Source organism: Sodalis sp. RH15, assembly GCF_047324255.1.
GTDB classification, from domain to species: Bacteria; Pseudomonadota; Gammaproteobacteria; order Enterobacterales; family Enterobacteriaceae; genus Acerihabitans; species Acerihabitans ligni.
On sequence record NZ_CP178738.1, the window covers coordinates 1,952,824 to 1,967,605 of the forward strand.

Genomic DNA, 14,782 nt, shown 5'->3' on the forward strand with positions numbered 1-14,782 from the left:
TCAAACCGGTCCGGACCGGTTTTCTTGCGTATGCTTCCGCCGGCCCCCGTCGCGGCCACTGGCGTTCGGCTCCCGGTAGGCTACGCTATCATCATCTTCTTCAAGGCACGGTCCAATCCATGAGTCTGCTTCTGCTACATCCGGTAAAACATTATCTGACCGCCCGTCCAAGGCTGCTAATAGCCGTCGGCGCCGGGATTCTGGCTTATTTTTTCTTGCCCGCGAGCTTTTCGACGCTGATGCGCCTGACCATTGCCTGGAATGTGCTGGCCTGGTTATACCTGTTCTTCCTCTGGTGGCTGATGATGCGTGCCCAGGAGGAAGATATCCGGCATATTGCCCGTATACAGGACGAGAGCGCCAGTACGGTATTGTCGCTGGTGAGCGTCACCTGTCTGGTAAGCATCCTGGTGATCCTGCTGGAACTGAGCACGGTAAAACACTTGTCGGGCACATCTAAGGTCATGCACCTGGTCTTGACCGGCACGACGCTGATAGGGTCCTGGGCCTTGTTGCCGACGGCATTCGCCATGCATTATGCCCATTTGTTTTACCGAACCCGCGCGCAGCCGGAGTTGGCGCTCCTCTTTCCCAATGATTTACGCAAACCCCGCTATTGGGACTTTTTATATTTTTCCTTTACCATCGGCGTGGCGTCGCAAACCGCCGATGTCGCCATCGGCAGTTCGGACGTCAGGCGCATCGCGCTGCTGCAGTCGGTATTATCCTTTATTTTCAATCTGGTTATCCTCGGCCTTTCCATCAACGTCTGCGCCGGGTTATTGAGTTAAAGAAGGAAGTAAGCGGGGCGTTAAGCATCACTGACTTAAAACTGTCAAAAACGGCCTATAGGATAGGATGCACTTGAAGCCGTGATGCAGAAGTCTTCTTATGCGCAAACGCCTTTTTCCCTATTTGCTGCTGGCACCCACGTTTATTTTCCTCGTCGGTTTCACCTATCTGCCGTTAATCCGCGCCCTGATTGACAGCCTGCATGATTCCAGGCTTTCCACCGACAGTCCGCCTTTCGTCGGCATGGATAATTTTATCCGCCTGTTTCAAGACCCGGTATTCTGGCTGTCCCTGAGAAATAACGGCGTTTATATCCTGCTGACCGTGATACCCGGTATTCTGCTGGCCCTGGTACTGGCGGTGTGGCTGACGGAGAACACCAGGGTAAATCGCTGGCTGCGCACGGCGTTTTTTTTTCCTACCATTATTCCCCTGGTGAGCGCCGCCACCTTGTGGACGTTTATTTTCATTCCCAACCTGGGCCTGCTGGATTATTACCTGGGCAAAGCGGTCGGTCCGCTGTCGGTGAATTACCTCGGCATGGGGAATAGCGCGATGGTTGCCCTGGCGGCGGTGGGTATCTGGAAGTTTGCCGGCTATTACATGCTATTTTTCCTGGCCGCCCTGCAAGGCCTGCCGGCTTCGCCGCGGGAAGCGGCTATTATGGAAGGGGCCGGCCGGCGGCAGGTGTTTTTTTATATCACCTTGCCGCTGCTCAGGCCGACCCTGAATTTTGTCATTATCATCGCCTTGGTTTATGCCATTACCCAAATTGATCATGTGGTCATCATGACCCAGGGCGGCCCCAACAATGCCACCTCGGTAGTGCTGTTTTATATCCAGAACCTGGCCAACAACAGCCACGATTTCGGTAAAGCGTCTGCCGCCACCTTCTTCACCATGCTCGCCCTGTTTGTGATTTCCATCCTCAATCTGCGCACCCTGGAAAAAGGGGTGCACTATGAACGTTAAACAGCGATTCCCGCTGCGCACCCTCTCGCTGCTGCTGATCTGCGCCGCCCTGCTGTGGCTAACGCCGATATTCTGGATGATCTCGTCGGCGTTCAGCGCCGACAGTTTTTCCCCCGCCATGGCGTCGATCCTGCCCCGCCGGCCCTTGACCTTCGGCACGCTGGAGGAGGCATGGGAGAGCGCCGATTGGCTGCGGTTGTATGCCAACACGCTGATTTTCGCCCTGGGGACGTTTGCGGTGCAACTGGTGACCATTACCACGGCGGGTTATGTGTTTGCCTATCACGAGTTTCACGGCAAAACCACGCTGTTTTACCTGCTGCTGATTCAACTGATGATCATGCCGGTCATGCTCATGGTGCCCAATATGATGACGTTGCACCAGCTCGGCCTGCTCAATACCCTGACCGGGACCATGCTGACTTATTTCGCCTCGGCCTTCGGCGTTTTCCTGATGCGGCAGGCGTTTCTCAATATCCCGCGCGAACTGGAGGATGCGGCGCTGATGGAAGGGTGCCGCTGGTGGCAGGTGGTGATGCATGTCCTGCTGCCTATGACCCGGCCCGCGCTGCTGGCGTTCGCCACTGTCTCCATTACCTATCACTGGAACGAATTTCTCTGGCCGCTGATGGTCTTGAACGACCCGGATAAACAGGTGCTTACCGTGGGCTTGGCCTCCTTTGCCCTGGGAGCGGAATCCGGCGGCCAGTGGGGGCTTATCAGCGCCGGATCCCTGATGGTCTGCCTGCCGCTGATGGTGGCGTTCATTCTGTGTCAAAAGCATTTTCTCAGTGGTTTTGGTTTCTCCGGTATCAAATAAGAGGACGACTATGTTCATTGCCCAACTTTCCGATCTTCACTTTCGCCAGCAGGGAACGAAGCTATATGACTTTATCGATGTCAATGCCGCCAATGGTGAAATCATCAACCGGATCAACGCGCTGGCGGAACGGCCCGATGCGGTAATCGTCACCGGCGATATCGCCAACTGCGGCGAGCCGGGGGAATATCGCCTGGCCCGCCGCATGCTGGGCATGCTGAACTATCCGCTCTATGTCATTCCCGGCAACCATGATAACAAAGCTTTTTTCCTTGACGCCTTCAGTGAGCTTTGTCCGCAACTGGGCCAGGATCCGGAAAATATCGCCTATCAAGTGGACGATTTCCCGGTCCGGCTGCTGTTTATCGATAGCTCGGTGACCGGCGCCGCCCACGGACATTTAAGTGAAAATACCCTGCGCTGGCTGGAGCGGGCGTTATCCCGCGACGATAAAGAGAGCTATGTTTTCATGCATCATCCGCCGCTGGCGTTCGGCTCGGCGCAGATGGACCCCATTGCCTGTGACAACGGCAAGGCGCTGTTGGCGCTGATTGAGCGCTTCGCTCACCTGACGCGGGTATTCTGCGGCCATGTGCATCGCATGATTGCCACCCAGTACCGGCAGGCGCTGATTTGCTCCGCGCCCGCCACCGTGCATCAGGTGCCTTATTACCATTCGGACGAACGGGCTTATTACAGTCTGGAACCGGGCGCCATGATGATGCACAACCTGGTGGAGGGGGTGGGGTTGGTGAGCAGCTACCACTCCCTGGCGCACTATGCCGGGCCCTGGTTATACGATCCGCGAATCAGCTGCCCGCTGGATACGTTCTGATGTTTTTATTGGCAATCGATGGCTTGACCAAGCGCTTCGGCGAGGTGGATGTCCTGCGGGAGGTGACGCTGGACATCCGGGAAGGGGAATTCCTGGTGTTGGTAGGACCCTCCGGATGCGGCAAAAGTACACTGTTGCGGATAGTGGCCGGCCTGGAGCAGCCCACCGCGGGCCGCATGCTGTTCAACGGCGGCGATATCGTCAACCGGACGCCGCGGGAGCGCAATTTCTCGCTGATTTTCCAAAATTATGCCCTGTTCCCTCATATGACGGTGAGAAATAACATTCTGTTCGGCATGAAAATACGCGGCGAGCCGGCGTCGGGATTCCCCCAACGGCTGGCCAAGGTGGCGGACCTGTTGCAATTGCAGCCGCTGCTGGATAGAAAACCGTCCCAGCTTTCCGGCGGCCAGCGGCAGCGCGTGGCCATGGCGCGGGCCATTATCCGCGAACCGGCGCTGTTTTTAATGGACGAGCCGTTATCCAATCTTGACGCCCGGCTGCGCGGCGAAGTCCGCGACGGCATCATGGCGCTGCATGAGAAGCTGAAGATCAGTACCGTTTACGTTACCCATGATCAAATCGAAGCCATGACCATGGCGGACCGTATCGCGGTTTTACATCAGGGCCGTCTGCAACAAATCGGTACGCCGGAATCCCTTTACCGGCGACCGGCCAATCTGTTCGTGGCGGGGTTTATCGGCACACCGGCCATGAATATCCTCAAGCTGCCTTGGGGCGACGGAAAGGCCTGGCTGGCGGGGCGGCCCATCGACGGGGCGGGCTATGCAGCGCGGGATTACGGGGAAACGGAAGTCTATTTCGGCATACGTCCCGAGCACTTGGCGGAGGATCGGCAAAACGGTTTTCTGCACGGCCGGGTGGTGCGGCGAGAGCTGCACGGCGCTGAGTATCTCATCGCATTAAACACCCCTGCGGGGGTTATTCAGTACCGCCGGGAAAATCGCGGCGCTATCCCGGCCCCCGGCCAGGAGATTTCTCTCTCGTTTTCACCGCTGGATTGTTATCTGTTTTCGGTGGTTAACCAACATACGCTTTTAGGGGAGCAATAAATGAAAATATCAGGGTGGATGCTATTGATGGGCGGCGTGGCGGCAAGCGGTGGCGCCTGGGGGGCACAGGCCATTGACTTTATGTTTCCCGCCCCGGTGGACGGTAAGCTGACGATGGAAATGACCCGCATCATCAAAGAATTTAATCAATCCCAGCAGCAGGTCGAGGTGCGGGGCATTTTTACCGGTGGCTACGATACCACCAAGGTTAAGGCGGAGTCGGCGGCCAAGGCGGGCTCCCCGCCGGCGCTGGTGATCATGTCCGCCAATTTTACCGTCGATCTGGCGCTGAAGGATGAAATTTTGCCCATGGATGAATTATTTAAATTCTCGGCGGATAAGCAATCGGCGACGGATTTCCTGCAAAAAAACTTCTGGCCCGCGGTACAGCAGAATGCCCAGGTGCTGGGCCGGACCTATGCCATCCCTTTTCATAATTCCACCCCCATTCTTTATTACAACCGCGACCTGTTCCAACAGGCGGGCATCAGCCAGCCGCCGCGGACCTGGTCGGAACTGGCGGAGGACGCCAAAAAGCTCACCAATAAAGATAAAGGCCAGTGGGGCATTATGATTCCGTCCACCAATGACGATTACGGCGGCTGGATGCTTTCCGCGCTGACCCACGCCAACGGCGGCAACTGGTCTAACGATAACTATCCGGGGGAGGTGTATTACGACACTCCCAGCGCCAGGGGCGCCTTGCAGTTCTGGCAGAATCTGGTGTATCGCGACGGGGTGATGCCGGCGGGGGTATTGAATACCAAACAAATCAGCGCCGCGTTTTTCTCCGGTAAACTGGGCATGGCGTTGCTGAGCACCGGCGCATTAGGCTTTATGCGCGATAATAGCCGCGATTTTACCATGGAGGTGGCGATGATGCCGGTCCAGCAGCGCCAGGCGGTAATTATCGGCGGCGCCAGCCTGGTGAGTTTTAAAGGCATCAGCGAAGCGCAAAAGGCCGCCGCCTATCAATTCCTCACCTATCTCACCAGCCCCGACGTGAACGGTCAATGGAGCCGTTTCACCGGTTATTTCGCGCCGCGCATGGCCGCTTACGATACCCCGGCCATGAAGGATTATCTTGCCAAGGATCCGCGAGCGGCGGTGGCGCTGAAACAGCTGCAGTATGCCCATCCCTGGTATGCCACCTATGAGACGGTGGCGGTACGCCAGGCCATGGAGAATCAGCTGGCGTCGGTGGTCACAGACAAATCGCGCCTGGTGGCGGATGCGGCAAGGGATGCCCAGCGCCAGGCGGATGAGATCATGAAGCCGTATGTGGCGCAAACGGCGTTGAAACAGCCCTGAGACTGGGGTTAAACCCCGGTCGGAGCTTGTTGACAAAGTGCCCGGTCGAGACAGGCTGCCAGATCGTAAACACGCCGTAAACCCTTCCCTGGGGGCTCGATCCGCGCCATCCCTGGCGCGGACGGTTTACTCTTCTAGCAGCCTGTCCCGCCTTATTGGCTTCGGGCATGTTTGTCAGCAGTCTGAGACCGGAGTTAAACCCCGGTCTTTCCCATGGCGATTAGGGCTGTCCGTTTCTGCCGTGGGCGATAAAAGCCGGCCGCAGGCTTAATCGTTCATAATAGGCGCTCACCGCCGGGAGGTCGGGGCGCTGGAGCGGGGTGGAAAACCAGCGGTGCACCGACAGGCCGATGGGGATATCCGCCAGGGTAAATGCCGGACCCGCGACAAAGGCACCGGTGGCCTTGAGCTGGCCCTCCAGGATCGACATTTTGTCGGCCCAGCTTGCGGCGGCGGCCTTGATGCGTTCGGGATCGGGATGCTCGGGATTGTGCCGCACCAGGGCGCTGAAAACATAGCTCCAGGCGGGATTGAGATCGGCGGCCTGCCAATCAATCCACCGGTCGATGCCGGCCCGGATTTTGGGGGCCGCCGGGTATAGCGATTCGCCGCGGTAGGCGCGCGCCAGGTAACGGATAATGGTATTCGATTCCCATAGGACAAAATCCTCGTCCTGGATAACCGGAACCATGGCATTAGGATTCAGCGCGAGAAATTCGGGGCTGTGGGTGGATTTGAATCCGTTGCCCCAGTCTTCGCGCTGATATTCGATGCCCAACTCCGCGCAGGCCCATAGGACCTTGCGCACATTAATGGATGAAGATCTGCCGAGTATTTTCAGCATAGGCTTCCTTTACAATCAATGTTAGGGTGACAGTGGCCAAGCCATACTGGCATTTTTCCCGGCGGCTGGGAACAGGAAAACGCCGGCTTAAAGTCTCCAGGGCTGCTTGCGCCATTGAAATGCCTTGCCGGTATGCCAATGATAAGTATCCCTAGCGCGCTGCCAACTGCTCGTTGACGCGCCTTTGCAAGCGTAGGAGGCTCTTGGAGAAGAACTCCGCGTCGTCAAGGGCGCGGGCCAGGATCAGGGCGCCCTGGATACCGGCCACCACCTCCTGCGACAGGACGGCGCAGGTGGCGTCGTCAACCCCAGCGCGCCGCAGGGCGCCCCCCAGCGCGGCTATCCACCGCCTGAAATAGCCGCTGATGGCGGTAGCGAACCGATCCCGCGTGCCGTCCAGGGCAAACGCCCCCACCAGGCAAACGCGTTTACCGGATTGAAAATAGTCATCCACTTCCCGCCACATGTCATCCAGAGCGCCGAAGGCGTTCTCCTGTTCCAGCGGCAGGAAAATATGCCCGGCGAACCAGCGGTGGATATGCAGCAGCACCTCAGCGGCCATCTCCTCCTTACCGGCGGGGAAAAAGTGATAAAGACTGCCTTTGCCCAGCCCGGTACCCTCGGTAATGCGGCTGAGGGAGGCGCCCTCAAAGCCGCACTCGCGGAATATTTCGGCAATGCGGGCTACCAGCTCGGTTTTTGCGTTTTCTTTGCTGTTCAATGAATGAATGCCTTGCAGTTACCGCGAACCACTACAACCCAAAATCGGACAGGCCGGGGTGGTCGTCCGGACGCCGGCCCAGCGGCCAGAAAAACCGGCGATCGTCGCTGGTAATGGGCAAATCATTGATGCAGGCAAAACGGCGGAACATCAATCCTTGCTCATTGAACTCCCAGTTTTCATTGCCGTAGGAGCGAAACCAGTTTCCGCTGTCATCGTGCCATTCGTAAGCGAAACGCACCGCTATCCGGGCGCCGGTAAATGCCCATAACTCTTTGATCAGCCGATAATCCAGCTCCCTGGCCCATTTGCGGGTCAGGAAGGCGACCACTTCCTCGCGTCCGGTAACAATTTCAGCACGGTTGCGCCACTGGGTATCTTCGGAGTAGACCAGGGAGACCCGGCGGGGGTCCCGGCTGTTCCAGCCGTCTTCCGCCAAACGGACTTTGGCGATTGCAGTCTCCAGCGTAAAGGGGGGAACCAGGTTAGCCATGATGAGTGCCTTTTCGGTGAGTGAAGAGAAGACTGTACCGATCGGTACAGTCATTGACAAGGTTTATTTTATCCTGTCAGGTTTCGCGGGAATTGCCGAAAACGTCAAGCCCGCCCGGAACGTGGCGGAAATGAACCGGGGTCCGAGGAGAAACGAAAAGCCGCACGTGTTGAAATCGGGTATGAAATGAGGGAACGGATGGGGGACGGAGGCGAACCGATAAAATCGGTTAAGGGATTTTAAACAGCAAAAGACCTGGCTGAATGCGCCATGTCTGAATGCGTGGGTCGTTAAAATGTATTAGCGGAATGGGCGTCCGGTAAAGGCCCGGATCAGGTAATCTGCCAGTCCGGCGGGGTGTGGACGATAATATATTCCCCCAGCTCTTTCAGACCGGCCCAGATATCGCGCCAGTGCGCCAGCTCCATCGAGAGGGTAATGCCCAGCAACCCGGCGACAAACCAATAGGCCATGCTGATGCCTACGCCGGTGAAGATAAAGGCAAGGGCATTTTTACTGGATCTACGGCATACAACATTTAGCGTGCTAGCGAAAAACATCATCACCGCACTGAGCAATTCCCAGCGCATCATCACAAAGCCTGCGGCCAGCGTACTCATGTGGAACCATCCTCCCGTTGATTAAGTTGCCGTAATTTTCTCCTGTTTTTAGGTATTGTGCTACAAAAATATGTGATGGAGGTCAAATTTTTTTGACGGTAATGGATAAGTTGTTTACTTTTTTGGTTTTTTTACTTTTGGGTGCCGGCCGCTACGGTTTCCGCCGGCCCGAACACCGGATACTTAGGTAAATTCACCTGCGTGTAGGGTTCCCAGCCTCCGCCCAGGGCTTTATAAAGCGCCACCAGATCAATGCCGGTCTGGACCCGGGCGGCGGCGACCTGCTGGCGGGCCTGGGCCAGCTGCCGCTGTGCATCAAGCATGGTGATAAATGACGTCAGTCCCTGGCGGTAGCTTTCGCTGGATAAATTGAAGGCGTTTTGAAATGACGCGGCGGCTTGCTCCAGGCCATCCACCTGCTGCTGATCCGTGCGGTAGCTCACCAGCGCGTTCTCCACATCCTGCAACGCGGTCAGGACGGTTTGGCGGTAGGACAAGACCGCATTGGCCTGTTGCACCCGGGCCAGCCGGACGCTTGACACCAGCCGGCCGCCCTGGAAAATCGGCAGCGACACCTGGGGACCGTAGCTGTAAAAATGGCTGCTCCAGTGGGTCAGATAATCCGCCTCGGTATTGCGCATGCCGAACTGGCCGGTGAGGGAAAAATCAGGGAACAATTGCGCCACCGACACGCCGATATTGGCGGTGGCCGCATGCAGATTGGCTTCCGCCTGGCGCACATCGGGACGGCGGCGCGCCAGGGCTGACGGCACGCCTACCGCCACGGCGGCCGGGACGGCGGGCTGCGGCTTGTCTTGGCGTAGTTCGTTATCCAGCGTGCCGGGAGGTTGTCCCAGCAATACCGCCAATCCGTTCATCGCCTGACGCTGTTCCGCTTCGTACTGCGGCAACTGCGCCCGCAGCGAACCGAGCTGGGCAGCGGCGTTTTCCACATCATACTGCGGCGCCAGACCGTGCTGCTGGCGGCTGCGGGTCAATTCCAGGGACTGTTCCGCCACATCGATTTGCGTGCGAAGCGTCTGCGCCACGGTCTGGGCGCCCCTCAGCTGCAAATAGGTCCGCGCCACCTCCGCCTCAAGGGACACCAGGGCATCGTTGCGTTCTTCAACCGAAGCCTGGCTTTGCGCCTGCGCCATCTCCACCGATCGGCGGACTTTTCCCCAAAGATCCAGCTCCCAGCTGGCGTCGAAACTGCCCTGATACAGGCTTATCGGCTGGGTCAGGGTATCCAGCGCGGAGGCTGCCTGCGGACTAAGACTCGCCACGCTTGAGGTGTCGACATGGGCCGAATCCAGCTGGCCCGCCAGACCCAGCTGCTCGCGCTGGGCGCTGGCCTTGGCCTGCACCGACGGCAGGTAAGCGGCGCCGGCCTGCAGGGTTTGCTCACGGGCGCCGGCGATACGCAGTACCGCCTGCTGCAGATTGATATTGCCGGCGATGGCCCGGTCTATCAGGCTATCGAGCTGCGGATCGTTAAAGCTATGCCACCAGGACGGATCGGGCAGCGCCGCCAGGGTAGCGGAGGCGGACCGGTTTTTGCCGCCGTTGTCGAGATTGTTGAACGCGGCGGGGGTCACCGGTGATGGGGGGCGGTAATCCGGACCCACCGAACAGGCGGTTATCATGGCCGCCAGCAAACCCAGGCCGAAACGGCGCAGGCGGGGAGCGTGCTGCAATTGAGCTTTTAACAAACGGGCCGGCATACTAATGGGCTCCAACGCTGCCTTCGCTCTTCACCGGCGAAAGCAACAGACAGAAAGGAATCAGGATAAACGCCACCACCGCGCAAATGGAAAACACGTCGATATAGGACATAATCCGCGATTGGATAATCATTTGCTGGTACATCTTGCCGGTGGCAATTTGCAGCGGGTCGCCTATTTGCAGGGAAAAGTCCCGGATGGCCGCCGCGCTGGTATTTACCGCCTGCTGGAATTGCTCATTAAGCGGCGACATGTTATGCACCATATACGCGCTGTGGACCTGGCTGCGTTCGGTAATGGCGGCGGTGGAAAGGGAAATCCCGACGGACCCCGCCACATTGCGGAACATGGTAAACAGCGCCGAGGCGTCGGCATTGAGCTTCGGCGCCAAGGTGATATAGGCCACGGTGGTGAGGGGCACGAATAAAAATCCCAGTCCGATGGATTGGGCGCTGCGCATCATGACCAGGGTCAGATAGTCCACATTGGGCACCAGCCGGCTGGAATAGATAAAGGCCAGCGCCAGTAACGTGAAGCCGAAAGCCACCAGCCAGCGGGTTTGTACGATGGGCATCAGTTTTATCACCAGCGGGATGGACAGGACGATTAAAATCGCCCCCGGCGACATCACCAGGCCGGAGAGGGTGGCGGTATAGCCCAGCTCCTGCTGGGCCAACTGCGGTATCGCCACCGAACTGCCGTAGAGGATCATGGCCATGCCGGCCATCAGCAGGCTGGAGACGGCGAAATTTCTGTCTTTGAGACAGCGTAAATCCACCACCGGCTTTTTGGCGTAAAGCAGCCAATAGACGGCGCCCACAATGCCTACCGCCGTCAGGACCGCAAACAGACGGATAAAATTGGACGAGAACCAGTCATCGTCCTCGCCGCGGTCCAGCATGACCTGCAAACATCCCAGGCCAAGAGCTATCAGGCCGATGCCGGTAAAATCAATGGATAATTTGCGGCCTTTGACCCGGCGTTCCCACGGAGGGTCTTCCAGCAGTTGGTAAATAGCCACCAGGGTCAGGACGCCGATGGGAATATTAATCAAAAACACCCAGCGCCAGCTGTAATTGTCGGTGATCCAGCCGCCCAGGGTGGGGCCCAGCACCGGCGCCACGATTATGGCGATAGAGGAGAGGCCGAAGGCTTTGCCGCGATCTTCGGGCTTGAAATAATCCAGCAGCACCGATTGTTGTACCGGCTGCAGTCCGCCGCCGAAAAAACCCTGCAGCACCCGGAATAAGATGATTTGCCACAGTTCGGTGGAGATGCCGCACAGGAACGAGCAGACGGTAAACATGGCGATACACAGCAGGAAATATTGCTTGCGGCCGAACACCCGGCCCAGAAAGGCGGAGATAGGCAATACGATGCCGTTCGCCACCAGATACGAGGTGAGCACCCAGGTGGACTCATCGTAGCTTGCCGATACGGTTCCGGCGATATGGGGCAGGGCGACATTGACAATGGTGGTATCCAGGATCTCCATGAATACCGCCAGGGTCACTACCCACGCCACGACCCAGGGGTTGCCCGTCGGCCGCCAGTGCCGATCGTCACTCATTTCAGGAATACCTTGGGCTGCACCGAGAGGCCGAGGGGCAGGGGCATATTCGGATCCAGTCCGCTGTCGATGACGATTTTCACCGGCACCCGCTGCACGATTTTCACAAAGTTACCGGTGGCGTTTTCCGCCGGGAACGCTGAAAAGCGCGAACCGGAACCTTGCTGCACGCTGTCCACATGGCCGTGCAGTTTCAGGTTGGGGTAGGCATCCACCTCAATATCCACCCGGTTGCCGGGCTGCATGCGCTCCAACTGCGACTCCTTGAAGTTGGCCGTCACCCAGACATCCGGTGAGACCACCGACATCAGGGCGCCGCCGGCCTGTACCAGCATGCCGGGCTGCACATTGCGGCGGGTGACGAATCCGTCGAACGGCGCGCGGACGTCGGCATAGGAGAGATTCAAATCGGCGGTTTCCACCTGCGCTTTCGCCTGCTGCACCTGTTGCTGGCGCGCCTCGACGGTGGTCTCCGCCTGGCGGATTTGCAGCGCCACCTGAGCGGCTACCTGCACCTGGGCGCGGGCATTGGCGACATCGGCGCTGGCCGCGCGCAGCTGCGCGTTGGCGCTGTCGATATTTTGCTGCGAAGTGGCCCGGGGATCGACGCCGCGCTGCCGGCGATATTCCGCTTCGGCATTTTGTAGATTAGCCTCGGCCCGGGCCTGTTGCGCCTGGGCCTGCGCCAGCTGCGCCGGATACTGCACGCGGGATAGGTCCAACTGCACCTGGGCCTGGTGCAGCTGCGCCTGGGCCAGACCCAGCTGGGCCAGGGCCTGGTCCCGCTGCGCGGTATAATCCCTTGGGTCTATTTGCACCAGCAAATCCCCTTTATGCACGCGCTGGTTATCCCTGACCGCCAGGTTGGCCACATAACCGGAGATTTTCGGCGCGATGGTCACCGCGTCGCTTTCGGTATAAGCATCGTCGGTGGTCTCCTGATTACGGGTGGACAACCAAAAGTAAAGCGCCACCAGGATGAGGAGCAGCACCACCACGGCCAAAATGATCAGAGGCTTTTTACCGGGACCTTTACGGGGCGGCTCCGACGAGTCGTCTTGCTTATCGCCTTCCTCGTCGGGCTGGTTGTCTTCATCTTGCCGGCCATGGGCCGGTGGCTGGTCTTGGTGGTCGTTATCGCGGCGGTCTTGGTTCGCCGGCAATGCGTCATCTGATTTGTCGTTATTATTGCTGTCCATAGGCCCCATCAAGATATCGGCAGCAAGGCGCTGCGCCGTTGATTAACAGAGAATCTTTGCATTGAGTAAAAGGATTATAGCAAAGTTGTGAACTGCGTCAGTTTATTGCTGCTTTGCGAATGCATGAGATGTGGAGACGCTGGCCATTTCTTGCCGGGCCCCCGTTGGACAAGCGGCGCGCAGCTTGATATCCGGCCTTCGCCGCTCGCCAGACCGCGGGATCCTGTTATAACAATACATTGGCCGGCGCGTGCAAGAGATGCGTTGAGCGGCGAAAAAAAATCGTTAGAAATTATGTCTAACACCGCGCGCGCCCGCTTTTTCGAGAGCCGGCGGGTTCTGCGGACCGCCAGGAGATGAGATAAACCGGCGGAAAAATCGTGCTCTGCTAAACTCATGCATAGAATAGATTAGAAAAATTAACCTGCCGGAGAGGAGAGCCGCAAGCAGGGATAATGAGAAAGGATCAGGTATCAGGCCGAATTTTCCCCGGTTCGCGGATGAATGACATCATCACACATGATTTATCATGAAGTATTGATTGTTCTACTTACCCTTTAGTCCGTGAGATGCTCCTCTCCCCATGGCCGCCGGGTACTTGTAAGTGCAATGGATCCGTATCGATTATGCTGAAACATACCAGGCCGATTGTCATTGATAGCACGGCCGGCGATATGCTCACGTGCCGTTCCTCTCAATCCCCGATATCGGGGATGGCTGCCGCCGAAGTGCGAAGAGCCATTATTCTGACCTATCCGGGATGTTTTCTTGGCGAGGCCATCGAGCTGCTGGAATTAATGACTGCGCTGAACAGCGATCATGTTATTCATTACGTGTCGCGGTTTTATTCGCTGTCGGGAGGACCGGTGGATTCACCGTCCAGCGAGCTTATCCATGTGGACTGCCTGGCGGTGGACGGCCCGTTGCCCATTGAAAACGATCTGCTGATCATCGCCTCCGGCGCCAGGTCGGCGGGGGATCCAACCGGGGAAATATCCCGTTGGCTGCAGGCGGTCTGCCCGGCGTCAAGGCAAATCGTCGCACTGGGCTCTGGGGTCTTGCGGCTGGCGGCCGCCGGCCTGCTGAACCACCGGCAAGTGACTACCCATTCCGCGCTGGCGCCGTTTCTCACCGCCAATTTTCCCCTGGTGGAGGTTAAAGCGCCGGGTGCGCTGCTTATCGACGGCAATCTTTTCACCACCAACGAACATATCGATTTGCGTAAGCTGGCGTTGCTGCTGGTGAGAGGGCCGCCATCGCTAAAAAGAGTACAGCGGCCGGCCAAGCCCGTCGGGCAGGCCGGGGTTGAGATTGTCTTTCATTCAGCGGCGTTCGTGAGTAAGGGAACCGTTGCGCACCGGATTCTCCTTTGGTGGTTGATCCATTTGGACTATGACATAACAATGCAGAGCTCGGCGAATTTTTTAGCTATGAGCGAACGCAGCTTCCGGCGTCATTTCAAAAGTGAAGTAGGATATAACCCCAATCTTTTTCTGCTGCTGCTGCGGCTGGAATTAGCCCGTCAGGCGCTGCTTGACGGTGATTTGCCGATCGATAAAATCGCCCGGCGCGGCGGATTGCACGACGGCCAACAGCTGGCGCGGATGTTTCGCAAGTTTCTCGGCATCACGCCTAATCAATACCGGGCGGTAAAAGGCCTGGGGGAACTGCCCCTTATGGATCCGCTCTACCACGCCGTCTTTGACGGCCGTCGGACGCCATGCTGGCTGCGGGAATTCCTGGGCCTGTAATATGCCGGGCCGGCGGCGGCTGGGGTAGGGAGAGCGGTTCCATTTTCTTCCTGGCGT

Annotated in this window: 15 protein-coding genes; 8 read left to right on the forward strand and 7 right to left on the reverse strand. The window is 58.0% G+C overall.

The features are described 5' to 3' along the window. Window positions 1-125: 125 nt before the first annotated feature. From ACL2XO_RS09175 to ACL2XO_RS09200, 6 genes are all read left to right on the forward strand, one after another. On the forward strand, window positions 126-791 hold the full coding sequence (locus tag ACL2XO_RS09175) for a DUF1345 domain-containing protein (protein ID WP_132927835.1): 666 nt from the start codon (window positions 126-128) through the stop codon (window positions 789-791). 100 nt (window positions 792-891) lie between these two features. Then, the gene (locus ACL2XO_RS09180; protein WP_132922734.1) at window positions 892-1,764 is read left to right on the forward strand and encodes a carbohydrate ABC transporter permease; all 873 of its coding nucleotides are present in this window, start codon (window positions 892-894) and stop codon (window positions 1,762-1,764) included. Further along, on the forward strand, window positions 1,754-2,584 hold the full coding sequence (locus ACL2XO_RS09185) for a carbohydrate ABC transporter permease (protein WP_413742576.1): 831 nt from the start codon (window positions 1,754-1,756) through the stop codon (window positions 2,582-2,584). The genes ACL2XO_RS09180 and ACL2XO_RS09185 overlap by 11 nt, the downstream gene beginning before the upstream one ends. Window positions 2,585-2,594: 10 nt before the next feature. Then, window positions 2,595-3,419 carry a phosphodiesterase gene (locus tag ACL2XO_RS09190; RefSeq protein ID WP_132922732.1) on the forward strand — a complete coding sequence of 275 codons (825 nt, stop codon included), beginning with the start codon at window positions 2,595-2,597 and terminating at the stop codon, window positions 3,417-3,419. Further along, complete coding sequence (locus ACL2XO_RS09195; RefSeq protein WP_413742577.1) at window positions 3,419-4,492, forward strand: ABC transporter ATP-binding protein; 1,074 nt, start codon at window positions 3,419-3,421, stop codon at window positions 4,490-4,492. The genes ACL2XO_RS09190 and ACL2XO_RS09195 overlap by 1 nt, the downstream gene beginning before the upstream one ends. Then, a complete protein-coding gene (locus ACL2XO_RS09200; protein WP_132922730.1) occupies window positions 4,493-5,803 on the forward strand; it encodes an ABC transporter substrate-binding protein in 1,311 nt (436 codons plus the stop codon). 220 nt (window positions 5,804-6,023) lie between these two features. Here ACL2XO_RS09200 and ACL2XO_RS09205 read toward each other — a convergent pair whose 3' ends face one another. The 3 genes from ACL2XO_RS09205 to ACL2XO_RS09215 all read right to left on the reverse strand — a co-directional run bounded on the left by ACL2XO_RS09205 (window position 6,024) and on the right by ACL2XO_RS09215 (window position 7,861). Beyond that, a complete protein-coding gene (locus ACL2XO_RS09205) occupies window positions 6,024-6,647 on the reverse strand; it encodes a glutathione S-transferase family protein (RefSeq protein WP_413742578.1) in 624 nt (207 codons plus the stop codon). 151 nt (window positions 6,648-6,798) lie between these two features. Next, on the reverse strand, window positions 6,799-7,368 hold the full coding sequence (locus ACL2XO_RS09210; RefSeq protein WP_132922728.1) for a TetR/AcrR family transcriptional regulator: 570 nt from the start codon (window positions 7,366-7,368) through the stop codon (window positions 6,799-6,801). Between the two features lie 31 nt (window positions 7,369-7,399). Next, window positions 7,400-7,861 carry a DUF1348 family protein gene (locus tag ACL2XO_RS09215; protein ID WP_132922727.1) on the reverse strand — a complete coding sequence of 154 codons (462 nt, stop codon included), beginning with the start codon at window positions 7,859-7,861 and terminating at the stop codon, window positions 7,400-7,402. Here ACL2XO_RS09215 and ACL2XO_RS09220 point away from each other — a divergent pair. Beyond that, window positions 7,860-8,051, forward strand: a complete 192-nt coding sequence (locus ACL2XO_RS09220; protein ID WP_413742579.1) for a hypothetical protein — start codon at window positions 7,860-7,862, stop codon at window positions 8,049-8,051. The genes ACL2XO_RS09215 and ACL2XO_RS09220 overlap by 2 nt on opposite strands. 142 nt (window positions 8,052-8,193) lie before the next feature. On the opposite strand, the gene ACL2XO_RS09225 is transcribed toward ACL2XO_RS09220, so the two are convergent. The 4 genes from ACL2XO_RS09225 to ACL2XO_RS09240 all read right to left on the reverse strand — a co-directional run bounded on the left by ACL2XO_RS09225 (window position 8,194) and on the right by ACL2XO_RS09240 (window position 12,983). Next, window positions 8,194-8,481: a YjcB family protein gene (locus tag ACL2XO_RS09225; RefSeq protein ID WP_132922725.1), complete on the reverse strand. Its 288-nt coding sequence runs from the start codon at window positions 8,479-8,481 to the stop codon at window positions 8,194-8,196. Window positions 8,482-8,612: 131 nt separating this feature from the next. Further along, a complete protein-coding gene (locus tag ACL2XO_RS09230; RefSeq protein ID WP_132922724.1) occupies window positions 8,613-10,205 on the reverse strand; it encodes an efflux transporter outer membrane subunit in 1,593 nt (530 codons plus the stop codon). A gap of 1 nt (window position 10,206) precedes the next feature. Continuing rightward, the gene (locus tag ACL2XO_RS09235) at window positions 10,207-11,775 is read right to left on the reverse strand and encodes a DHA2 family efflux MFS transporter permease subunit (protein WP_413742580.1); all 1,569 of its coding nucleotides are present in this window, start codon (window positions 11,773-11,775) and stop codon (window positions 10,207-10,209) included. Next, window positions 11,772-12,983 (reverse strand): HlyD family secretion protein, encoded by a 1,212-nt coding sequence (locus ACL2XO_RS09240; protein ID WP_413723742.1) that lies wholly within the window; start codon window positions 12,981-12,983, stop codon window positions 11,772-11,774. Before ACL2XO_RS09240 ends, ACL2XO_RS09235 begins: the two co-directional genes overlap by 4 nt. A gap of 617 nt (window positions 12,984-13,600) precedes the next feature. Between ACL2XO_RS09240 and ACL2XO_RS09245 the strand changes: the two genes are divergently transcribed. After that, on the forward strand, window positions 13,601-14,725 hold the full coding sequence (locus ACL2XO_RS09245) for a helix-turn-helix domain-containing protein (protein ID WP_413742581.1): 1,125 nt from the start codon (window positions 13,601-13,603) through the stop codon (window positions 14,723-14,725). Window positions 14,726-14,782: the final 57 nt, after the last annotated feature.